This window comes from Serratia sp. D1N4 (genome assembly GCF_054552755.1).
The window spans coordinates 920,730-944,288 of the sequence record NZ_CM137274.1 but is presented as its reverse complement, the minus strand read 5'-3'; the positions used below and the strand labels follow the sequence as shown (position 1 = coordinate 944,288).

The window sequence follows — 23,559 nt, the reverse complement described above, 5'->3', positions numbered from 1 at the left end:
AAGCCACTTTTCGCTACACTGTGCGGCGTTTTTTGAATCAATGAGGCCAAAATAATGGCAACCACGCTGTTTAAAGATTTTCTGTTTGAAGCCGCCCATCGTTTGCCGCACGTTCCCGAGGGCCATAAATGTGGCCGCCTGCACGGGCATTCATTTATGGTGCGTTTGGAAGTCACCGGTGAAGTGGATGCGCACACCGGCTGGGTAATGGATTTTGCCGAACTGAAGGCGGCGTTTGATCCGATTTGGCAACGCCTGGATCACCATTATCTCAACGATATTCCAGGATTGGAAAATCCCACCAGCGAAGTACTTGCCACCTGGATCTGGCAACAGCTCAAACCACGGTTGCCGGAATTAACGGCGGTAATGGTGAAAGAGACCTGTACCGCAGGCTGTGTGTATAAGGGCTGAAAGAGCAAGGCACAGAGTGAGGGGCTTTGGCCAAGTGCTAATCCCCCCTAGCCTTTTCCCAAAGGAGAGGGAACTGGCCAGTCTTAGGCAATATTCAAATATTTATGGGTTTGCATCGAAAGCCGCCAGTTGCGGGCGATGCAGGTTGCAATACACAAACGCGTCGCCTCTTCTTTCTGGCTGATCGGTTGCAGTGCGATGATACGGCGCTTCTCATCGTGCAGCGTTGCCAGTAACTCATCCAGTGCCTCAATATCACGCTCACGCCCGACCGGGTGTTTGATCTCATCGGCACGCGCCAGCGCTTGCGGCAAGACTTTCATTCCACCGCGCATGTTTACTTTTGGTGAAACCGTCACCCAGGTATTGGGGGAGCAGAGGATTTCATGGGTGCCACTGGTTTCTATCTGGCAGCCATAGCCACTGTTTTCAAACAACGTGGTCAGCGGGATCAGATCGTAGAGACAGGGTTCACCGCCGGTGATCACAATATGGCGTGCGGTATAACCTTGCTGCTGGATCACCTTGAGTAATTGCACGGCGCTGGCGCTGCCCCAGGCATCGCTTTCAGCGGTTTTTACCAGGATCCGCTGCATATCCACTTCCCGATCGGCATCCTTTTCCCAGGTGTGTTTGGTATCGCACCAGCTACACCCCACCGGGCAGCCCTGCAGACGAATAAAAATAGCCGGAACGCCGGTGAAATAGCCTTCCCCTTGCAAGGTTTGGAACATCTCGTTAATCGGATACTGCATTGTTTTCTCAATCAGGCAGGGTAAAAACGTATTATCGCAGATTTAGAGATATGCGCCACAGCCAGGCCTGTAGGCCACGACTTCCCAATATAACGTCCTTATCCATACATCTAACTTGTAATGGGTATGTAAATTTATTGTGATTTAACGCTCAAAAATGACGCTATTTTAATTCATTTTTGCAGAGTAACTCACTATTCTGCCGGGCTTAATTCATGGTTTTTCTGCTAAAAATCCACATACTCGATTGATTAAAAAAAGAAATTACTTTTCATTATGGCTTTTTCCTCGCTGACTGGTCAGTGTTGCATATGATTGTACATACAAGTATATGTTAATTATCCCGACGCATTGTTATGACATGGTGAGAGATCTGCTGCGTCATAAAATTTGTACCGATACTGTTTGAGGAAATAGCTGTGACTGCAAATAACAAAGTTCGCAACGTCGATATACGCGCGCCCCGCGGCACTCAACTAAATGCCAAAAGTTGGCAGACCGAAGCCCCCCTGCGTATGCTGATGAACAACCTCGATCCTGAAGTGGCGGAAAACCCGCACGAACTGGTGGTGTATGGCGGTATCGGCCGTGCTGCCCGTGATTGGGATTGCTACGACAAGATTGTTGAAACCCTCAAAAAACTGGAAGACGACGAAACCCTGCTGGTGCAGTCCGGCAAACCGGTCGGCGTATTCAAAACCCACAGCAACGCCCCGCGTGTGCTGATCGCCAACTCCAACCTGGTGCCTCATTGGGCGACTTGGGAACACTTCAACGAACTGGATGCCAAAGGCTTGGCGATGTATGGCCAGATGACCGCCGGCAGTTGGATCTACATCGGCAGCCAAGGCATCGTGCAAGGCACCTATGAAACCTTCGTCGAAGCTGGCCGCCAGCATTACAACGGCAGTCTGCAAGGCCGCTGGGTATTAACCGCAGGCTTGGGTGGCATGGGCGGCGCACAGCCACTGGCCGCCACGCTGGCCGGGGCCTGCTCACTGAATATCGAGTGTCAGCAGAGCCGTATCGATTTCCGCCTGAAAACTCGCTACGTCGATGAGCAGGCTACCGATCTGGACGACGCGCTGGCGCGCATCAAGCGCTACACCGCCGAAGGCAAAGCCATCTCCATCGCCCTGTGTGGTAACGCGGCAGAGATCCTGCCGGAACTGGTCAAACGCGGCGTGCGCCCGGATATGGTTACCGATCAGACCAGCGCTCACGATCCGCTGAACGGTTATCTGCCGAAAGGCTGGAGCTGGGAAGAGTATCGCCGCCGTGCGCAGACCGAACCCGCGCTGGTGGTCAAAGCGGCCAAGCAATCGATGGCCGAACATGTTGAAGCCATGCTGGCCTTCCAGAAAATGGGCGTACCGACCTTTGACTATGGCAACAACATCCGTCAGATGGCAAAAGAGATGGGCGTCAGCAATGCCTTTGATTTCCCAGGATTTGTTCCAGCCTACATCCGCCCACTGTTCTGTCGCGGCATCGGCCCGTTCCGCTGGGCGGCGCTGTCTGGCGATCCGCAGGATATCTACAAAACCGATGCGATGGTGAAAGAGCTAATCCCAGACGATGAGCATCTGCATCGCTGGCTGGACATGGCGCGTGAGCGCATCAGCTTCCAGGGCTTACCGGCACGTATCTGCTGGGTCGGTTTAGGCCAACGCGCCAAGCTGGGGCTGGCGTTCAACGAGATGGTTCGCCGTGGCGAACTCGCTGCACCGATCGTGATTGGTCGTGACCATCTGGACTCCGGTTCAGTATCCAGCCCGAACCGCGAGACCGAATCGATGAAAGACGGTTCCGATGCGGTATCCGACTGGCCGTTGCTCAATGCCCTGCTTAACACCGCCAGCGGCGCGACCTGGGTTTCTCTGCACCACGGCGGCGGCGTCGGTATGGGCTTCTCGCAGCATTCCGGGATGGTGATCCTCTGTGACGGCACCGACGAGGCCGCTGAGCGTATTGCTCGCGTGCTGCATAACGATCCGGCCACCGGCGTGATGCGTCATGCTGACGCAGGCTATGATATTGCTATTGATTGTGCACGCGAGCAGGGCCTTAATCTGCCAATGATCGCGGCCACTCAGGGAGACAAAGCATGAAAGCGCTGACTATTCGCCCAGGCAAACTGACGCTTGCCGAGCTGCGCCAGGTTTATCAACACCCGGTAAAACTGGCTCTGGACGACCATGCTTATAGCGCGATCCAACAAAGCGTGGCCTGTGTAGAACGCATTGTGGAAGAAAACCGCACCACTTACGGCATCAACACCGGTTTTGGCCTGCTGGCCTCAAGCCGTATCGCCCGTGACGATCTGGAAAACCTCCAGCGCTCCCTGGTGCTTTCCCACGCCGCTGGCGTTGGCGCGCCGACTGATGACAATCTGGTGCGCCTGATCATGGTGCTGAAGATCAACAGCCTGTCGCGCGGTTTTTCCGGTATCCGTCTGGAAGTGATTCAGGCATTGATGGCTCTGGTAAATGCCGAAGTCTATCCACACATCCCGCTGAAGGGCTCCGTTGGCGCTTCCGGCGATCTGGCACCGCTGGCACACATGAGCCTGGTCTTGCTGGGTGAAGGCAAAGCCCGTTATCAGGGCGAATGGTTGCCAGCGGTCGACGCGCTGGCTAAAGCGGGCCTGAAGCCGATCCAGCTTGCGGCTAAAGAAGGGCTGGCACTGCTGAACGGTACACAGGTTTCTGCCGCCTTTGCCCTGCGCGGCCTGTTTGATGCAGAAGATCTGTACGCGGCGGCGACCGTCACCGGCAGCCTAACGGTAGAAGCAGCCTTGGGCTCCCGCAGCCCGTTCGACGCACGGATTCATGAGGTACGCGGCCAACGTGGCCAGATCGATGCCGCCAGCGCGTACCGCCATCTGCTTGGTGAACGCAGCGGCGTATCGGACTCACACCACAACTGTGACAAAGTGCAGGATCCCTACTCCCTGCGCTGCCAGCCACAGGTGATGGGGGCATGCCTGACGCAGATCCGTAATGCGGCGGAAGTACTGGAGATCGAAGCTAACGCGGTTTCCGATAACCCGCTGGTGTTTGCTGACCAAGGTGATGTGCTGTCCGGCGGTAATTTCCACGCTGAACCGGTGGCCATGGCTGCCGACAATCTGGCACTGGCGTTCGCTGAAATCGGTTCGCTCGCTGAGCGCCGTATTTCTCTGATGATGGATAAACACATGTCGCAGCTACCGCCATTCTTGGTGGATAACGGCGGCGTGAACTCTGGCTTTATGATCGCACAGGTCACCGCAGCAGCCTTGACCAGCGAGAACAAAGCACTGGCACACCCGGCCAGCGTCGACAGTATTCCGACGTCGGCCAACCAGGAGGACCACGTTTCTATGGCCCCAGCCGCTGGCCGTCGCCTGTGGGAAATGGCCGATAACGTGCGCGGTATCCTGGCGGTAGAGTGGCTGGCGGCCTGCCAAGGGCTGGATCTGCGTAAGGGTCTGCAAACCACCGCAGGTCTGGAACAGGCGCGCCGCCTGCTGCGTGAATATGTCAGCTACTACGATAAGGATCGGTTCTTCGCTCCCGATATCGAAGCCGCCAGTGCGCTGTTGGCGGCCGGTCATCTGACATCACTGATACCCGCGGCGCTGTTGCCTAGCCAGGCGTAGCCGTTTCTTTAATCTACCCTCTGGATTGCAAATCGCAGCTAGCAACGTTGCGGTTTGCATGACAAAAGGGATATATCCTACAAGTTCGTACTCTGTCCCATCGGGCTCGTTTCCCCGATGTGGGCAGTGCTGCCTGTCCGACAACAACTCTAAAACGGGGAAGCAACATGCGTAACGAAAAAACTCAACTCCGGCGCGGTTTGAACGCACGGCACATTCGCTTTATGGCCTTGGGTTCCGCCATCGGCACCGGGCTGTTCTACGGTTCAGCAGGGGCCATTCAACTGGCTGGCCCCGCCGTCCTCCTGGCCTATCTGGTCGGCGGAGCGGCGGTGTTTATGGTGATGCGAGCGCTGGGGGAAATGGCGGTTCATCAGCCGGTTTCCGGCTCCTTCGGCCACTACGCCAGCCACTACCTTGGCCCACTGGCGGGGTTTCTCACCGGTTGGACCTACACCTTTGAAATGGTGATCGTAGCCCTGGCCGACGTCACGGCTTTTGGTATCTATATGGGGCTGTGGTTCCCGGATGTCGCACAGTGGGTTTGGGTACTGAGCATCATTATGTTTATTGGCGCGCTCAACATGTGCAGCGTCAAAGTATTCGGTGAGATGGAGTTCTGGCTTTCACTGGTGAAAGTCGTGGCCATTGTGGCAATGATCATCGGCGGCGCGGCAGTGATGATGTTTGGTTTCGGCCAAGCACAAGAAGCCACCGGCTTCAGTAACCTGTGGCAACACGGCGGTTTTATGCCAAACGGCATTGGCGGCGTAGTAGCGTCACTGGCCGTGGTGATGTTTGCCTTTGGCGGTATTGAAATTATCGGTATCACCGCCAGTGAAGCGAAAGATCCGGCCACCGTGCTGCCAAAAGCCATCAACTCCGTGCCAATACGCATACTGTTATTCTACGTGTTGACCTTACTGGTGCTGATGGCGATCTACCCTTGGAACAGCATCGGCCAGAAAGGCAGCCCGTTCGTGGAAATCTTCAGCAATCTGGGGATCAGCTCCGCTGCCAACGTGTTGAACGTCGTGGTAATCACCGCTGCCATCTCCGCCATCAACAGCGATATCTTTGGCGCAGGCCGCATGATGTACGGCATGGCTCATGACGGCCAGGCACCAAAAAGCTTCTCTAAGCTGACTGCCAGCGGAGTACCCTGGATGACGGTGCTGGTGATGTCCATCGCGTTGCTGCTGGCGGTGGTACTCAACTATTTCATCCCGAAACAGATCTTCATGATCATTGCGTCAATCGCTACCTTTGCCACCGTTTGGGTATGGCTGATGATCCTGCTTTCGCAGATCGCCATGCGCCGCACGCTCACCAAAGAAGAAGTCAGCCAACTGAGTTTCCCGGTACCCTGGTGGCCGCTGGCCCCGGCGATAGCAACGGCATTTATGCTGTTTGTGATCGGTCTGTTGGGTTATTTCGAAGCAAGCCGTATTGCACTGTATGTCGGCTTAGTCTGGGTGGCGTTCCTTACCCTGGCTTACTGGCTGTGGGTGCGTAAGAAAAACCCATCCGCCGTAGCCTCGGCACAAAACCTGTAAGAATGGATTTAGCAGACTTAGGGTGGTTCGCTTCGGTGGATTGCACTAAGTCTGCTTTTCAAGCCTTATATTGCCCCCATGCTCTCTTGCCGCTTCTCACTACTACTGAAGAATATGATTAATCTGTGTGTGCAAACCACGTAGATTTTAGCGAATGCCTTCGATAAGCAATATCAACTCCAGCATGACTTATCTTATTTTACCGGCACATTTCTTAGACCGAATTAAGCATTTACTTAAAAAATAGTTCCCTCTACTTTTTTTATAGAAATAATTATATTACATCATCACAACAACCGAATTAAATACTGTATTTTTACCGAACACTCCTGATGACAGCATAGACAGCATTCAATGAAGGTGTTTTTATAAATACACTTTATAACAATGACATATGCTGAGCACTATCTTGTTATCTGGTTGGAATTACTTGCAAAAACTGAAGCGTACGGAAACATTTGCGTCACTATTAACGCATTATCCATACATAATATTGATCATTTATCATCAATGATTTTTCCTTTTTATCTCTGCCAATTAATTACCAATAAAATAAACCATGACATTATATAGATACTGTGAAACAGTGCGGTTAATTTGCTGAAAAAGGAGAATCAGTGTGGGCATTATTTATATTGACCGCTCGCCACTGTGCCAACTAGGAATGAAGGCACTGCTGGCACAAGATATTTTTTGTTTATCATACCCTTCCACAAACCTGTTGCAATCGGAGGAACCCCCACCGAATCTGGTAATAATGAGTTTCCCCGAACAGATTTATCTTTTTGAAGAGTATCTTCTTTTTCTTGAGAAGCTAAGAACGAACCATCCTAAAATCAAGACGCTATTCTTTATCGACAAAGCATCGCCTTTAATCTTGGCGTTGATCGCCCGCGCACGTCCAGATGCCATACTGAATAAGAAAGAAAAGTTAAATGTGGTGCTTGAAATGTGCATGCTCTTGATCGAACAAGAAAGACCTGTAGCCAACGGTCACATGTGGGGAACCCAAAAACCGACGATAATTACGCCTGGTGAAATCATTGTGCTCTGTGAGATAGCGCGTAATGCCAGCATTGGTAACATTGCGCAACGCTTGCATCTGCACCCGAAAACAGTCTACTCCCATCTGAACAACGCGAGTAAAAAATTCGGCATTCGCAACCGCGTAGAACTGCTGAAAATGATCGCCATGCTGTAACTCGCTTCAGCCACAGCGCGAGGGAGTCAATCACAATAAAAAACGGGGAGTGTCTTATGACACTCCCCGTAAGCAAACGAAGCCGTTATAACGATTACTGACCTTTAACTTCTTTCAGGCCATTGAACGGTGCGCGGTTACCCAGCGCTTCTTCGATACGGATCAGTTGGTTGTATTTAGCAACGCGGTCAGAACGGCTCATAGAACCGGTTTTGATCTGACCTGCTGCAGTACCTACCGCCAGGTCGGCGATGGTAGCATCTTCGGTTTCACCTGAACGGTGAGAGATAACAGCAGTGTAGCCTGCATCTTTGGCCATCTTGATCGCAGCCAGAGTTTCGGTCAGAGAACCGATCTGGTTGAATTTGATCAGGATAGAGTTAGCAATGCCTTTATCGATGCCTTCTTTCAGGATCTTGGTGTTGGTTACGAACAGATCGTCACCCACCAGTTGGATCTTGTCGCCCAGCACTTTGGTCTGGTAAGCAAAACCAGCCCAGTCAGATTCATCCAAACCGTCTTCGATAGAAACGATTGGGTACTGTTTGGTCAGATCTTCCAGGAAGTGAGTGAACTCTTCAGAGGTGAAGGCTTTGTTGCCTTCGCCAGCCAGCACATATTTGCCGTCTTTGTAGAATTCAGAAGCTGCGCAGTCCATCGCCAGGGTAATGTCTTTACCCAGCTCATAGCCTGCCGCTTTCACTGCTTCAGCGATCACAGACAGCGCTTCAGCGTTAGAACCCAGGTTTGGCGCATAGCCACCTTCGTCACCCACCGCTGTGTTCATCCCTTTGGACTTCAGCACTTTTGCCAGGTGATGGAACACTTCAGAACCCATACGCACGGCTTCTTTCAGGGTCTTCGCGCCAACTGGCTGAATCATGAATTCCTGAATGTCGACGTTATTGTCTGCGTGTTCGCCGCCGTTGATAATGTTCATCATCGGCAGAGGCATAGAGAATTTGCCTGGGGTGCCGTTCAATTCAGCAATGTGCTCATACAGCGGCATGCCTTTGGAAGCAGCAGCAGCCTTGGCAGCGGCCAGAGAAACCGCCAGGATGGCGTTAGCGCCAAACAGGGATTTGTTCTCAGTACCGTCCAGATCGATCATGATCTTGTCGATGTTAGCCTGGTCTTTGGCATCTTTACCCTGTACTGCCTGAGCAATTGGGCCATTGACTGCCGCAACGGCTTTCAGTACGCCTTTACCCAGGAAACGAGATTTGTCACCGTCACGCAGTTCCAGAGCTTCACGGGAACCGGTAGAAGCACCTGACGGCGCAGCAGCCAGACCAACGAAACCGCCTTCCAGATGCACTTCGGCTTCAACAGTTGGGTTGCCGCGTGAGTCGATGATTTCACGGCCGATGACTTTCACAATTTTGGACATATGGGTTTTCCTCAAGTCACAAGTTAAACTAAAACTCCAGACAAACAACGCGCGGTTTTGGCCGCGCGTTGCTTACTAAAACTCTTATTTCGCCTGACGCTTCTGATACTCACCCGCCGCTTTGACAAAACCAGCGAACAGCGGATGCCCATCACGCGGCGTCGAAGTAAACTCCGGGTGGAACTGGCAAGCAACAAACCACGGATGGTTAGGCAGCTCGATAATCTCAACCAGCTTGTTATCCGCAGAGCGACCGGCAACGCGTAAACCTGCGGCCTCGATCTGCTTCAACAGCATGTTGTTAACTTCATAACGGTGACGATGGCGCTCAACAATGGTTGGCTCGCCGTACATCTGGCGCACCAGGCTGTTGTCGGTCAGATGGCATTGCTGCCCACCAACGCGCATCGTGCCGCCCAAATCGCTTTCTTCGGTGCGCACTTCAACGTTACCGTCTTCGTCACGCCATTCGGTGATTAATGCGACCACCGGGTACTTGCAGTCTGGCACAAATTCAGTGGAGTTGGCGTTCGCCATGCCCGCGACGTTACGGGCAAACTCGATCAGCGCAACCTGCATACCCAGGCAGATACCCAGATAAGGAATGTTATTTTCACGCGCGTACTGCGCGGTCATCACCTTACCTTCCACGCCACGGTAGCCAAAGCCGCCAGGGATCAAAATCGCGTCCAGCCCTTTCAGGACTTCCACACCGCGAGTTTCAACATCCTGCGAATCGATCAGCTTGATATTGACGGTCAGACGATTTTTCAGACCACCGTGCTTCAACGCTTCAATGACGGACTTGTACGCATCGGGCAGTTCGACATATTTGCCGACCATGCCGATGGTCACTTCGCCGCCCGGATTGGCTTCTTCGTAAACCACCTGCTCCCACTCGCTCAGGTTGGCTTCCGGCGCATTGAGGTTGAATCGTTTGCAAATATAGTCGTCCAGCCCCTGGGATTTCAATAGGCCTGGAATTTTATAAATAGAATCAATATCTTTCAGCGAGATAACCGCTTTTTCCGGCACGTTGCAGAACAGAGCAATTTTTGCGCGCTCGTTGGCAGGCACGGTGCGATCGGAACGGCAGATCAACACATCCGGCTGAATACCGATGGAGAGCAGCTCTTTGACCGAATGCTGGGTTGGTTTGGTTTTCACTTCACCGGCAGCCGCCAGGTACGGCACCAGGGTCAGGTGCATGTACAGCGTGTGCTCACGGCCCACTTCAACCGCCATCTGGCGAATCGCTTCCAGGAACGGCAGGGATTCGATATCACCCACGGTGCCGCCGATCTCCACCAGCACCACATCGTGGCCTTCAGCGCCTTCGATGATGCGTTCTTTAATGGCATTGGTGATGTGCGGAATAACCTGTACGGTCGCGCCCAGATAGTCGCCACGGCGTTCTTTACGCAGAACGTCGGAGTAGATACGGCCGGTGGTGAAGTTGTTACGACGCGTCATTTTGGTGCGGATGAAACGCTCGTAGTGACCCAGATCCAGATCGGTTTCTGCGCCGTCTTCGGTGACGAAAACTTCCCCATGCTGAATCGGGCTCATGGTGCCCGGATCCACGTTGATGTACGGGTCCAGTTTCATGATGGTAACGTTGAGGCCACGGGCTTCAAGAATAGCCGCCAGAGAGGCTGCGGCAATGCCTTTACCCAGAGAGGAGACGACCCCGCCGGTCACAAAAATATAATTAGTTGTCATGCTGAACCTGAGAGTTTAGGTTTAAAGACGATGGAAGAACCAGGACGGGAAAGTAGTATACCCGAACCTCTCTAGACCTACAAACGATCGTTTTGCCATCCATCATCTCTGTCACCGCCGTGAGTTCATCCAGGTTTAGTCAGCCAGCCTCACTCTCTCTGCCTTTTTAAAACAACAGGTTAGCTTAAAAATTTGTCAGTAAACTGCCTTCTGCCGTAATAAAACGCCTTACAATTCAGTTTGTTGACTTTTCTGCCATACAACGCGCAATTCAGCAAGATAGGGTGGCGAGCTTAACCGTTTCAGCGTCAGCAAACCTTGTTGCCGATCAAACAAGTGATGCGGTTGAGCCCCCAGACTCAGATTAATTTTCCTGTTGTTTCACTTGCTGCCAGGCTTCTTCCATCTGTTCCAGCGTGGCCTGTTCCATCTTTAGACCGCGCTGCTGCACAATCTCTTCAACCTGGCGGAAACGGCGTTCGAACTTGCGGTTGGCGGCCTGCAAGGCATTTTCTGCCTTATGGCCAAGATGGCGGGAAAGGTTGACCGTGGCAAACAGCAGATCGCCAATCTCTTCTTCCAGCTTCTGCTCATCCACCACCGCCTGCTGCGCTTCGTGCATCACTTCGTCGATCTCTTCATACACCTTGTCCAGCACCGGGCCCAGCGTATGCCAGTCGAAGCCGACCGTCGCGCAGCGTTTCTGGATTTTGTGTGCTTTCATCAGCGCGGGCAAAGCATTGGGGATATCGTCTAGCGCCGAATGCAGCGCTTTCTCGGCACGCTCACCGGCCTTCAGTTGCTCCCAACGGGCGGAAACCGCTGCGCTGTCGGCGGCATCGGCTTCACCGAAAATGTGCGGATGGCGGCGCTCCAGTTTGTCGCTGATGGCGTTGCAGATCTGGTCGAAATCAAACAGCCCTTGCTCCTGCCCCATCTGGGCATAAAACACCACCTGGAACAACAGATCCCCCAGTTCATCACGCAGATCGGCATAATCCTGGCGCTCGATAGCATCCAGCACTTCGTACGTTTCTTCCAGCGTGTAAGGCGCGATAGTCGCGAAGGTCTGCTGGCGATCCCACGGGCAGCCTGACTGCGGATCGCGCAAGGTTTTCATGATGGCCAGCAGGCGTTGCAACGGGGTGGATTGGATCATAGAAAAATCTCTGAATAATCAAAGACCCAGCAAGCTGGGTCTGAAGTTGATGACAACGTCGCCTTCTAACCCGAGATACCCGGGTCTAGCGCACCGAGGGGCACTCCGACGGCTTACGCCGTTACGACCCCTTCGGCACGCTCCCCCTAATAACCGGCTTTGTCAGCAGTCTGAGGCCCAGCAAGCTGGGCCCTTAGGAAAAAAGGAACATTACTTACCGTGTAGACGCTTAGCGTCAATTACGTCCGGCAACTGGTTAAGTTTGGCTAACACGCGCCCCAGCACCTGCTGGTTGTAGATCTCGATATCCATATCGATGGTAGCCAACTGTTTTTTGGTATCACTCCTGCTGGCGACGCCCAGCACGTTGACCTTCTCGTTGGCCAGTATCGTGGTGATATCACGCAGCAGGCCGCTGCGATCGTTGGCTACCACGCGCACCACCAGCGAATAGCCGCTGGAATAGCTCTCGCCCCACACCGCGTCAACGATGCGTTCCGGCGCATGAGATTGCAGCTCGGCCAGTTGATCGCAATCCGCACGGTGGATCGAAATCCCCCGCCCCTGAGTGATAAAGCCAATGATATCGTCGCCCGGGATCGGCTGGCAGCAACGCGCAATGTGGTGCATCAGATTGCCGACGCCCTCCACCACCACGCGACCATTGTCTTTGTTACGAGCGGCAGCCGCGGCGGATGGCGCTTTCTGCTGGGTCAACTGACGCAGCGCCTGGCGATCCTGCTCTTCGGCGCTCGGTTTGTTGAGCTTGCCTTGCAGGAAATTCACCATCTGATTCAGGCGGATATCCCCACCGCCAATGCTCGCCAGCACTTCATCCAGCGAATTGACGTTATAGCGTGGGATCAGCAGCTTCTCGGCCTCTTTCAGGCTGATACCGAGGTGTTCCAGCTCATTGTCCAGCATCTGCCGCCCGGCCAGGATGTTTTTGTCACGATCCTGCTTGCGGAACCAGTTGTGGATCTTCGAGCGCCCACGGCTGGTGGTGATATAACCGAGGTTCGGGTTCAGCCAGTCGCGGCTTGGATTCGGCTGTTTCTGGGTGATCACTTCAATCTGATCGCCCATCTGCAACTGATAGGTAAAGGGCACGATGCGGCCGCCAATTTTGGCACCGATACAGCGGTGGCCGACGTCGCTGTGAATATGGTAAGCGAAATCGAGCGGCGTTGAACCCGCCGGTAGATCGATCACATCGCCTTTTGGGGTAAACACGTAGACGCGATCGTCGAACACCTGGCTGCGCACTTCGTCGAGCATTTCGCCCGAATCCGCCATCTCTTCCTGCCAGGCAATCAGCTTACGCAGCCAGGCAATGCGCTCTTCGTAGCCGGAACGTGCGGTGACTACCGCGCCCTCCTTGTACTTCCAGTGCGCGGCCACGCCCAGTTCAGCGTCTTCGTGCATCTGGCGGGTACGGATCTGGATTTCCAGCGTTTTACCGCGCGGCCCAAGCACCACGGTATGAATCGACTGATAGCCGTTGGGTTTCGGGTTAGCGACATAGTCGTCAAACTCATCCGGCAGATGGCGGAAGTGGGTATGCACGATGCCCAGTGCCGCGTAGCAATCCTGCAAGCGTTCCACCACCACGCGCACCGCGCGCACATCGAACAATTCATCAAACGCCAGTGACTTTTTCTGCATCTTGCGCCAGATGCTGTAGATATGTTTCGGGCGGCCATAGATTTCCGCCTTGATGCCTTCATCCACCATCGCTTGGTGCAACTCAGCCACGAAATCATCAATAAAATGTTCACGATCGATACGGCGTTCGTGCAGCAATTTGGCAATACGTTTGTATTCGTCCGGGTGCAGATAGCGGAAGCAGAAATCTTCCAGCTCCCATTTCAGTTGGCCGATACCGAGGCGGTTGGCCAGCGGGGCATAGATGTTGAAACACTCTTTGGCCGCCAGCACGCGTTCGTCTTCCGGCGCGTCTTTGACTTCACGCAGATGGGCAATCCGCTCCGCCAGTTTGATCACCACACAGCGGAAATCTTCCACCATCGCCAGCAGCATGCGGCGCACGTTGTCGACCTGCTCGGAACCCATCGAGTCGTTATGCGTGGCTTTCAACTGGCGAATGGCGTCCATATCACGCACACCGTGCACCAGCGAAGTAATACCGGAGCCAAAGGCTTCGGTCAGGATGTCTTCCGGCACGATACCGGCGTCCACCAGCGGGAACAGCAGCGCGGCACGCATGCTGTCGTTATCCATGCTGAGGGTCGAGAGGATTTCCACCATTTCCACCCCGCGCCACAGCAACAAGGGGGCGTCAGAATGGCTTTGAGTCTGCTGCTCGCAGTAACGCCAGGTTGCGGCTAATCGCTCACATGACTGCGGGTTAGGTAGCCCCAGGCTGGCAATCCAATCATCAAGAGCGAATTCACCCGCCGTATTCAGATGTGCACTTCTTACCGCGACCATAACTTCTCCCTACTTTGCAGCGACTCCTGGCGTTTTTAGCACCAACGCCATGGATTCAAGATGCCCCGCGTGCGGAAACCTATCCAACATCCGCACACGGACAAGACGATAACCGGCGTCCAGTAGCACTTTACTGTCACGTGCCAGCATCGTGGGCTTACAGGAAACATAAACCACCCGCTCTGGCGCCAGTTTTACACTCTGTGATATCACTCCAGCCGCACCAACACGGGCAGGATCCAACATCACTTTATCAAACCCTTGAGCTGCCCAAGGCTGCCGTGCAACATCGTTTCCCAGATTCTGATAGGAAAACGACAGATTACTCAGCAAATTCTTATGCGCATTATATTGCCCATTCGCTACCAGCGTGGCAACACCTTCAATGCCTGCTACCGATTACCCATCCCGCAAAATAGGTCCGGTATGCGATCATGGGGCTCAATTTCTAACCATTCAAGGGTCTGAGCCACTATTTGCCGATTTATCACAGCATTAACCTGAATAAAATCATGCAAACTGAACTCTAAGCGTAGCCCGTCAAGCTGATAATACGGCGCTTCACCGCACAGTTTTTCGAGCCGATCGCAACCTGGTACCAAATAAACCGTGACTTTTCTTTACCGGGTCGTCACGCGGCGTTTGGGAGAGTAGAATTGCACCATAATTGTCGATTAGGCGCTGGTTCACTAAGCTAGGATTAGCCCAATTCTCCCACATTGGAATCCCATGACCAAATACAGCCTGCGTGCGCGCATGATGATACTGATCCTGGCACCGACATTACTGATCGGTCTGTTGCTCAGTACTTTCTTTGTGGTTCACCGCTACAACGAGCTGCAGGAACAATTAGTTGATTCTGGTGCCAGCATCATCGAACCCCTGGCGGTAGCCAGCGAATATGGCATGACGTTCCGCAGCCGTGAATCGGTCAGGCAGTTGGTCAGCCTGTTGCACCGCCGCCATTCCGATATTGTCCGTGCGATCACCGTGTTTGACGCACAGAACAATCTCTTCGTCACCTCTAATTATCATCACAATTATATCCAGTTACAGTTGCCGAAAGATGTGCCATTACCCACCGAACTGATGTTAACCCGGCGCGGTGATTCGTTGATCCTGCGTACGCCGATCATGTCAGAAAACTCGTATCCAGACGAAACAGCCGGGAACGAAGTACATGCCGACAGCAAGCTTGGCTATGTGGCGATCGAACTGGATCTGAAATCGGTACGGCTACAGCAATACAAAGAAGTGTTCGTTTCCAGCATGCTGTTGCTGTTGTGCATGTGTATTGCCGTGCTGTTCGCCTATCGCCTGATGCGTGACGTGACCGGCCCGATCCGCAATATGGTCAACACCGTCGACCGTATCCGCCGGGGCCAGCTCGACAGCCGGGTAGAAGGCTTTATGCTCGGCGAACTGCATATGCTCAAAAACGGCATTAACTCCATGGCGATGTCGCTGACCGCCTATCACGAGGAAATGCAGCAGAACATCGATCAGGCCACCTCCGATCTGCGCGAAACGCTGGAGCAGATGGAGATCCAGAACGTCGAGCTGGATCTGGCAAAAAAACGTGCGCAGGAAGCCGCACGTATCAAGTCTGAATTCCTGGCCAATATGTCCCATGAGTTGCGTACGCCACTCAACGGCGTGATTGGCTTTACCCGCCAGATGCTGAAAACAACGTTAAGCGCCACGCAGATCGATTATCTGCAAACCATTGAGCGTTCAGCCAATAACCTGCTGACCATCATCAACGACGTGCTGGACTTCTCCAAGCTGGAGGCCGGTAAACTGGTGCTGGAGCATATCCCGTTCGCGCTGCGTGAAACGCTGGACGAAGTGATCGTGTTGCTGGCCCCCAGCGCACACGAAAAAGGGCTGGAACTGACGCTGGATGTGCAAAACGATGTGCCTGAGCAGGTCATTGGTGATTCGCTGCGCCTGCAACAGGTGATCACCAATCTGCTGGGGAATGCCATCAAATTCACCGAAACCGGCAATATCGATATCCGCATCGAACTACGTAACCAATTGGAGCGGCAGGTAGAGCTGGAAATGCAGATCCACGATACCGGTATTGGTATTTCTGAACGCCAGCAATCGCAGCTGTTTCAGGCATTCCGCCAGGCGGACGCCAGCATTTCGCGCCGTCATGGCGGCACCGGCTTGGGCCTGGTGATCACCCAGAAGCTGGTGAAGGAAATGGGCGGCGATATCTGCTTCTACAGCCAGTTAAACCGGGGTTCAACCTTCTGGTTCCACATTACGCTCGATCTTAATGAGGGCATGCTGTCGCTACCGCCAAGCCTGCCGGATTTACGTGGCAAAATGCTGGCTTACATCGAAGCTAATCCGACTGCCGCTCAGGCGACGATGAACATGCTGAGCGTCACTCAACTGATCGTTACCCATTCGCCGACGCTGGGGAAACTGCCGAAAAACGACTACGACTTCCTGCTGGTTGGCGTCCCGATCCCCTATCGTGACAGCATCCCTCAGCATCGGAACAAGCTAAACGATGCGCTGAAAATCGCCAACCGGGTGATCCTCGCCCTGCCAAGCCAGTCGCAGGTCGATGCCGAAGAAATGAAAAAGCTCGGCGCGATCGGTTGCCTGATAAAGCCGATCACCAGCAATCGCCTGTATCCACTGCTGCGTATGGAAAGCCAATATCCGTTGGTTGCACCACAGGTACGTAAACTTCTGCCACTGACGGTGTTGGCGGTGGATGATAACCCCGCTAACCTGAAGCTGATTGGGACCTTACTGGCAGAACAGGTGGAAAATACGCTGCTGTGCGGCAGCGGTGAAGAAGCGATTGCGCTGGCACGCGATAACGTGCTGGATATGATCCTGATGGATATCCAGATGCCGAATATTGATGGCATCCGTGCTGGTGAACTGATCCGCCAGATGCCGCATCACAACTCCACGCCGATCGTCGCAGTCACCGCTCATGCGATCAGCGGCGAACGCGAGTATCTGTTGCAAGCGGGCATGGATGATTACCTGGCCAAGCCGATCGATGAAGCCATGTTGACGCAGGTGCTTGCCCGTTACCACACCCATGAAGTCGTGCAAGAGGTGATGGCTCCGCGCAATGTATCAGAACAGCCCTTGTCGTTAGACTGGCAGTTGGCCCTGCGCCAAGCAGCTAACAAAGAAGATTTAGCCAACGATCTGCTCCAGATGCTGGTGGAGTTTCTGCCCGAGGTCAGTGAACGGGTAAGAGCGCTGTTGGAAGGAGAATCAGACGACAATATTCTCGATCTGATCCACAAACTGCATGGCAGTTGCAGTTACAGTGGTGTGCCACGCCTCAAGCAACTGTGCTACTACCTCGAGCAGCAACTGCGTCAGGGTGCCAACAGCCGCGATTTGGAACCTGAATGGCTGGAATTGTTGGATGAAATAGAGCTGGTCACTACTGAAGCGCGGTTCCATCTGGAATAGCGCTGTGCCCCTTTTCGATTAGAAAGGGGCACAACGATTTACTGTTGGGCCAGTTTGATGATTGCGGCAATATTGCGCGCCGTCATGCGCACGTTTTCCCCGGCATTAGCCAATGCCTCTTCCAGCGTGCAGATGCGGGGTAGCACGCTGAACACCGCGTCCAAACCGTGCTGATGCACCACGCTGACATCTGGACTCAGGCTACCGGCAATGCCAATCACCGGCTTGTGATAACGCTTGGCCACCCTGGCAACACCGATCGGGACTTTGCCGTTGAGGCTTTGGCTATCGATCCGCCCTTCACCGGTGATCACCAAGGTAGCATCACGCACCAGTTCATCCAGCCCCAAAGCATCGGTGACAATCTCAATTCCTTGGCGCAGTTCCGCCCGACAAAAAGCCAGCAATGCCGCCCCCATTCCCCCTGCGGCCCCCGCCCCAGCGACCTGCTCAACGTCAATATCCAACCAGTATTTGATCATGCTTGCGTAATGCTGCAAAGCGCGATCCAGTTGTTCAACCATCTGCGGCGTGGCACCTTTCTGCGGGCCAAAAATCGCTGACGCGCCGTTCTTACCTGTCAGTGGATTGGTAACATCGCAGGCAATCTCAAATTTGCACTGGTGGATACGCGGATCCAGCCCGCTGATATCAATGCTCGCCAACCCAGCCAATGCTTCACCACCAAAACCCAACTCCTCACCTTGGCTGTCCAGCAATCGGGCACCCAATGCCTGAACCATTCCCGCACCGCCGTCGTTGGTGGCGCTACCACCGATGCCGATAATGCAATGCTGAACGCCCTGATCCAGCGCACAGCGAATCAGCTCACCGGTGCCGTAAGAGGTGGTCTTCAGCGGGTTACGCCGTTGCCCAGGCACCAACTCCAACCCGCTGGCCGCCGCCATTTCGATAAAAGCGCTTTGACCATCGCCGGATAAACCGAAAAAAGCCATCACCTTCTCACCCAATGGCCCGGTGACTTCTACGTCAATCTTACGGCCCGAGGTAGCGGCGACCATCACCTCCACCGTTCCCTCGCCCCCGTCCGCCATTGGCAGCTTCAGGTAGCTGGCCTGCGGGAAAATTTCCCGAAATCCCGCCTCAATACACGAGGCGACTTCAAACGCAGAAAGGCTCTCTTTGTATGAATCCGGCGCAATCACTATTTTCATAAGCTATCAACTCCCAAGCGACCGATCGATAAGGGCTGAGCATCCAGCCCCATCGGATTTAACGGGCGCGACATCGGGTACCCTTATCGGGTGACCTCTGCCTTGGCCAATTTCTCGTAATAGCACGCCAGTGCACTGTGATCGGCATTGCCAAGGCCATCGGCACGCAGTGCCTGCATCATTTCCATCACCGCGGCGGTTAACGGCAACTGGGCACCCACACTATGAGAAGTATCCAACGCATTGGCCAGATCTTTAATGTGCAAATCAATGCGGAAACCCGGTTTAAAATTGCGATCCATCACCATCGGTGCTTTGGCATCCAATACCGTGCTACCCGCCAGCCCGCCGCGGATCGCCTGATATACCAGATCCGGGTTTACCCCGGCTTTGGTCGCCAGCACCAGTGCTTCTGACATCGCCGCAATATTCAGCGCGACGATCACCTGGTTCGCCAGTTTGGTCACATTACCGGCACCAATCTCCCCCGTATGTACCACCGAACCGGCCATGGTTTTCATCACTTCAAAACAACGATCGAAAACCTCTTTGTCACCACCTACCATCACCGACAACGTGGCATCTATCGCCTTGGGCTCGCCACCGCTCACTGGAGCATCAAGCATGGCAATCTGTTTGGCGGCCAGGGCGGCGCTGATTTCACGGCTCGCCAGCGGTGCAATGGAGCTCATGTCGATCAGCACGGTGCCGGCTTTAGCCCCCTCAATAATGCCGTTTTCCCCCAGGGCGACTTCACGCACCTGCGGTGAGTTCGGCAGCATGGTAATCACGATATCGCTTTGTGCTGCCACCGCCTTCGGCGTTGCGGCCACATTAGCACCCAATTCAACCAACTCGGCCACCACGTCGGTATTACGATCCATCACCACCAGTGAATAGCCTGCCTTCAGCAGGTTTTTGCTCATAGGTTTGCCCATGATCCCCAGGCCAATAAATCCGATTTTCATCTTAACTCCCCCTATTTACTGCTGTGTTTAAAACGATCGCACAATGCCTGCGTGGCATTGCGGAAAACGCCGAGATCGCTGCCAACCGCCACAAAGCGGGCTCCCCATTCCAGATAACGGCGGGCATCGGCTTCAGCCGGAGCCAGAATGCCGCTGGCTTTACCGTGCGCACTGGCGCGCTCGAAAATATGGCGGATCACCGCCTGCACTTCTGGGTGATTCGGCTGGCCGAGATAGCCCAGCGCCGCAGAAAGATCCCCCGGCCCGACAAAGATGCCGTCAACCCCTGGGACTGTGGCAATAGCATCCAGGTTATCCACCCCCAGTTGGCTTTCGATCTGCACCAGAACGGCGATCTGCTTGTTAATCTGAGCAAAATAATCCGGCACGGTACCGTAACCGTTACTGCGGTGCGCAACCGACACACCGCGAATACCGGCGGGTGGATAGCGGGTTGACGCTACCGCCTGTTGCGCCTGTTCGGCGCTTTCCACAAACGGGATCAGGAAGTTGTAAAAACCGATATCCAGCAAGCGCTTGATGATGATCGGTTCGTTGCACGGCGGGCGCACCACCGCTGCGCTGTGGCTACCTTTCAGCGCCATCAGTTGCGGCACAAACGTGCCGATATCATTCGGTGCATGTTCGCCATCCAGCACCAGCCAGTCGAAACCAGCCAGCCCCAACACTTCGGTAGAGATCGGGTTGGCGAGTGCCGACCAGCAGCCGATCAGGGTTTCCCCCTCAAGCAGCGACTGGCGAAAACGGTTATGGCAGCTATTCATGGAGTTTCCTCTGCTCAAAAAATAATTAACGAACCAGGCACGGACGCTTGTTATCAAAGACCCAGTTAGGGATCAGATACTGCATACCCTGCGCATCGTCGCGCGCCCCCAGCCCATGTTTTTTATAAAGCTCATGGCCCTGCATCAACCGATCCTGATCCAGTTCGATCCCCAGCCCCGGCCGTTGTGGAACCGCCACGCGGCCCCCGACGATCTGCAACGGTTCCCGCGTCAGGCGCTGGTTGCCCTCCTGCCAGATCCAGTGAGTATCGATCGCCGCGATGTTGCCCGGTGCCGCTGCCGCCACGTGGGTGAACATCGCCAGAGAAATATCGAAGTGGTTATTAGAATGTGAACCCCAGGTCAGGCCGAACTCGTGGCACATCTGCGCCACCCGTACCGAGCCCTGCATGGTCCAGAAGTGAGGATCGGCCAACGGGATATCGACCGACTGCAATTGCAGCGTGTGGCCCATCTGCCGCCAATCGGTGGCGATCATGTTAGTGGCCGTCGGCAGCCCGGTAGCGCGGCGGAATTCTGCCATCACTTCCCGGCCGGAGAACCCTTGTTCTGCGCCGCAAGGATCTTCGGCGTAAGCCAGCACATGGCGCAGCTGTTTGCCAAGCGCGATCGCTTCCTTCAGCGACCAGGCACCGTTAGGATCAAGGGTAATGCGCGCCTCAGGGAAGCGCTGCGCCAGCGCCGTGACCGCCTCCGCTTCTTCACTGCCCGCCAGCACGCCACCTTTCAGCTTGAAATCGTTGAAGCCATATTTCTCGTAGGCCGCTTCCGCCAGGCGCACAATACTTTGTGGCGTCAGCGCCTCTTCATGGCGCAAGCGATACCAGTCGCAGGCCTCAGCGGGCTGGCTCTGGTAAGGCAGCGGCGTTTTATTACGATCGCCGATATAGAACAGATAGCCGAGCATCTCGACCGAATCACGCTGCTGCCCGTCACCCAACAGTGCGGCCACTGGCACATGGAGGAATTGGCCCAGCAGATCCAGCATCGCCGCCTCAATCCCGGTGACCACATGAATCGTGGTACGCAGGTCGAAAGTCTGTAGGCCGCGCCCGGTCGCATCGCGATCGGCAAAACGGTTACGCACCTCGTTCATGACGTTCTTGTATTCACCGAGGGTTTTACCCACCACCAGCGATTGCGCCTCTTCCAGAGTTTGACGGATTTTCTCGCCCCCTGGAATTTCGCCCAACCCGGTGTTACCGGCGTTATCCTGCAAGATCACGATATTACGGGTAAAGAACGGCGCATGGGCGCCACTGAGATTAAGCAGCATACTGTCGTGACCAGCGACCGGCACAACCTGCATGGAGGTAATTTTTGGTGCGGTATTCATCGTCCACTCCTTGTCATAGGTTTCAATTCAATACGTTTGATATCACCGACAATAAACAGGTAGCTGGCCACCGCCATGAGCGCATGAATGCCGACATACACCAGTGCACCATTGAACGACCCGGTAGTGCCGATGATGTATCCGATGGCGATCGGTGTAACGATGCCGGAAATATTGCCGAACATATTGAACAGACCCCCGCTCAACCCGCTGATTTCTTTCGGTGCGGTATCGGCCATCACGGCCCAGCCCAAAGCCCCCAGCCCTTTACCGAAGAACGCGGCGGCCATAATGCCCACCACCATCCATTCGGTATCGACGTAGTTGCAGAAAATCATCGACATCGACAACAGCATGCCCAGCACGATCGGTGTTTTACGGGCGAAGGTCAGTGACTGGGTGCGGCGCATCAGGTAATCGGAAATCACGCCGCCGAGCACTCCACCGATAAAACCGCAGATTGCCGGAACCGAAGCGACAAAACCCGCCTTGAGGATCGACATGCCACGCGCCTGCACCAGATACACCGGGAACCAGGTGATAAAAAAGTAGGTCATGGCGTTGATGCAGTATTGGCCGATATACACGCCAATCATCATGCGTGACTGCAATAGCTGCTTGATCTGGAACCACTTCTCACCTTTGACCTTCTGCTGTTTTTTCTGTTGCTGATCCATATTGATCAAGGCACCACCGGCTTCGATGTAATCCAGTTCGGCCTGATTGATGCTCGGGTGATCTTTAGGATCGTGCAGCACTTTGAGCCAGACAAAGCTCAGGATGATGCCCAATCCCCCCATAAAGAAGAAGACGTGTGACCAACCCACCGCATGCGTTAACCAGCCCATGATCGGCGCGAAGATCACCGTGGCAAAGTATTGTGCCGAGTTGAAGATCGCTACCGCAGTGCCGCGCTCATGGGCGGGGAACCAGGCAGCCACAATCCGGCTGTTGCCGGGGAAGGATGGCGCCTCCGCCAGGCCGACCAGGAAACGCAGTGCAAACAGCGCGACCACGATGCCAAAACCGCTGAAGATATCAACGAAGCCTTGCAATAAGGTAAACAGCGACCAGATGAAGATGCTCCAGAAATAAACCCGTTTCGAACCGAAGCGATCCAGCAGCCAGCCACCGGGGATCTGCCCGATCACATAAGCCCAGGAAAACGCCGAGAAGATATAGCCCATCCCAACCGGATCGAGGCCAATATCCTGGGCCATCGAAGTACCGGCAATAGACAGCGTGGCGCGATCGCCATAGTTGAATGAGGTGACGATAAACAACATCACCACGATCCAATAACGCTTATTAGTTCTTTTTATTATTGCACTGCCCTCAGTGCTGATAGTAGACATGGTGCTCTCCTGAATGATATACCCGTCATACTTCAAGTTGCAGATGTGTTGACTGCAACTCGAATTATTTTGGGTATAGCCGTAGCTATATTCATCCTGAACGATTCTCAGAACGAAATGGTTTAATTAATTGCGGCCTGTTTGAGCAATTCGATTAATATAAATC

16 protein-coding genes and 1 pseudogene are annotated in these 23,559 nt (G+C 54.2%); 6 read left to right on the top strand and 11 right to left on the bottom strand.

All coding sequences use genetic code 11. The features are described from left to right. Positions 1-54 precede the first annotated feature (54 nt). The gene (gene queD / locus ACX1CU_RS03990; protein WP_459401342.1) at positions 55-414 is read left to right on the top strand and encodes a 6-carboxytetrahydropterin synthase QueD; all 360 of its coding nucleotides are present in this window, start codon (positions 55-57) and stop codon (positions 412-414) included. Positions 415-497: 83 nt separating this feature from the next. Here queD and queE read toward each other — a convergent pair whose 3' ends face one another. Next, complete coding sequence (gene queE, locus ACX1CU_RS03985; protein WP_459401341.1) at positions 498-1,169, bottom strand: 7-carboxy-7-deazaguanine synthase QueE; 672 nt, start codon at positions 1,167-1,169, stop codon at positions 498-500. Between the two features lie 419 nt (positions 1,170-1,588). Here queE and hutU point away from each other — a divergent pair, with 419 nt between their 5' ends. The 4 genes from hutU to ACX1CU_RS03965 all read left to right on the top strand — a co-directional run bounded on the left by hutU (position 1,589) and on the right by ACX1CU_RS03965 (position 7,569). Continuing rightward, positions 1,589-3,280, top strand: a complete 1,692-nt coding sequence (hutU, locus tag ACX1CU_RS03980) for a urocanate hydratase (protein ID WP_459401340.1) — start codon at positions 1,589-1,591, stop codon at positions 3,278-3,280. Next, a complete protein-coding gene (gene hutH / locus ACX1CU_RS03975) occupies positions 3,277-4,812 on the top strand; it encodes a histidine ammonia-lyase (RefSeq protein WP_459401339.1) in 1,536 nt (511 codons plus the stop codon). The genes hutU and hutH overlap by 4 nt, the downstream gene beginning before the upstream one ends. A 167-nt stretch (positions 4,813-4,979) precedes the next feature. Continuing rightward, entirely contained in the window at positions 4,980-6,368 is a 1,389-nt protein-coding gene (locus ACX1CU_RS03970; RefSeq protein ID WP_459401338.1) for an amino acid permease, read from the top strand. 619 nt (positions 6,369-6,987) lie between these two features. Then, positions 6,988-7,569, top strand: a complete 582-nt coding sequence (locus ACX1CU_RS03965; protein WP_459401337.1) for a response regulator transcription factor — start codon at positions 6,988-6,990, stop codon at positions 7,567-7,569. Positions 7,570-7,663: 94 nt separating this feature from the next. Here ACX1CU_RS03965 and eno read toward each other — a convergent pair whose 3' ends face one another. The 5 genes and pseudogenes from eno to rumA form a co-directional block, all read right to left on the bottom strand. After that, the gene (gene eno, locus ACX1CU_RS03960) at positions 7,664-8,959 is read right to left on the bottom strand and encodes a phosphopyruvate hydratase (RefSeq protein ID WP_459401336.1); all 1,296 of its coding nucleotides are present in this window, start codon (positions 8,957-8,959) and stop codon (positions 7,664-7,666) included. 84 nt (positions 8,960-9,043) lie between these two features. Continuing rightward, positions 9,044-10,681: a glutamine hydrolyzing CTP synthase gene (gene pyrG / locus ACX1CU_RS03955; RefSeq protein ID WP_459401335.1), complete on the bottom strand. Its 1,638-nt coding sequence runs from the start codon at positions 10,679-10,681 to the stop codon at positions 9,044-9,046. 364 nt (positions 10,682-11,045) lie between these two features. After that, on the bottom strand, positions 11,046-11,840 hold the full coding sequence (mazG, locus tag ACX1CU_RS03950) for a nucleoside triphosphate pyrophosphohydrolase (RefSeq protein WP_459401334.1): 795 nt from the start codon (positions 11,838-11,840) through the stop codon (positions 11,046-11,048). Positions 11,841-12,050: 210 nt separating this feature from the next. Next, on the bottom strand, positions 12,051-14,291 hold the full coding sequence (relA, locus tag ACX1CU_RS03945; protein WP_459401333.1) for a GTP diphosphokinase: 2,241 nt from the start codon (positions 14,289-14,291) through the stop codon (positions 12,051-12,053). Positions 14,292-14,300: 9 nt separating this feature from the next. Further along, positions 14,301-14,908 (bottom strand): annotated as a pseudogene (gene rumA / locus ACX1CU_RS03940) (23S rRNA (uracil(1939)-C(5))-methyltransferase RlmD); the annotation flags it as partial. Positions 14,909-15,020: 112 nt separating this feature from the next. On the opposite strand from rumA, the gene barA reads away from it, so the two are divergent. Beyond that, complete coding sequence (gene barA / locus ACX1CU_RS03935; protein WP_459401332.1) at positions 15,021-17,753, top strand: two-component sensor histidine kinase BarA; 2,733 nt, start codon at positions 15,021-15,023, stop codon at positions 17,751-17,753. A 38-nt stretch (positions 17,754-17,791) separates the two neighbouring features. Here barA and ACX1CU_RS03930 read toward each other — a convergent pair whose 3' ends face one another. From ACX1CU_RS03930 to ACX1CU_RS03910, 5 genes are all read right to left on the bottom strand, one after another. Further along, a complete protein-coding gene (locus ACX1CU_RS03930) occupies positions 17,792-18,928 on the bottom strand; it encodes a glycerate kinase (RefSeq protein WP_459401331.1) in 1,137 nt (378 codons plus the stop codon). Between the two features lie 83 nt (positions 18,929-19,011). Continuing rightward, the gene (gene garR / locus ACX1CU_RS03925; protein WP_459401330.1) at positions 19,012-19,896 is read right to left on the bottom strand and encodes a 2-hydroxy-3-oxopropionate reductase; all 885 of its coding nucleotides are present in this window, start codon (positions 19,894-19,896) and stop codon (positions 19,012-19,014) included. Between the two features lie 11 nt (positions 19,897-19,907). Beyond that, positions 19,908-20,681, bottom strand: a complete 774-nt coding sequence (gene garL, locus ACX1CU_RS03920) for a 2-dehydro-3-deoxyglucarate aldolase (RefSeq protein ID WP_459401329.1) — start codon at positions 20,679-20,681, stop codon at positions 19,908-19,910. A 25-nt stretch (positions 20,682-20,706) separates the two neighbouring features. After that, on the bottom strand, positions 20,707-22,038 hold the full coding sequence (gudD, locus tag ACX1CU_RS03915) for a glucarate dehydratase (protein WP_459401328.1): 1,332 nt from the start codon (positions 22,036-22,038) through the stop codon (positions 20,707-20,709). After that, positions 22,035-23,393, bottom strand: a complete 1,359-nt coding sequence (locus ACX1CU_RS03910) for an MFS transporter (RefSeq protein ID WP_459401327.1) — start codon at positions 23,391-23,393, stop codon at positions 22,035-22,037. The genes gudD and ACX1CU_RS03910 overlap by 4 nt, the downstream gene beginning before the upstream one ends. Positions 23,394-23,559: the final 166 nt, after the last annotated feature.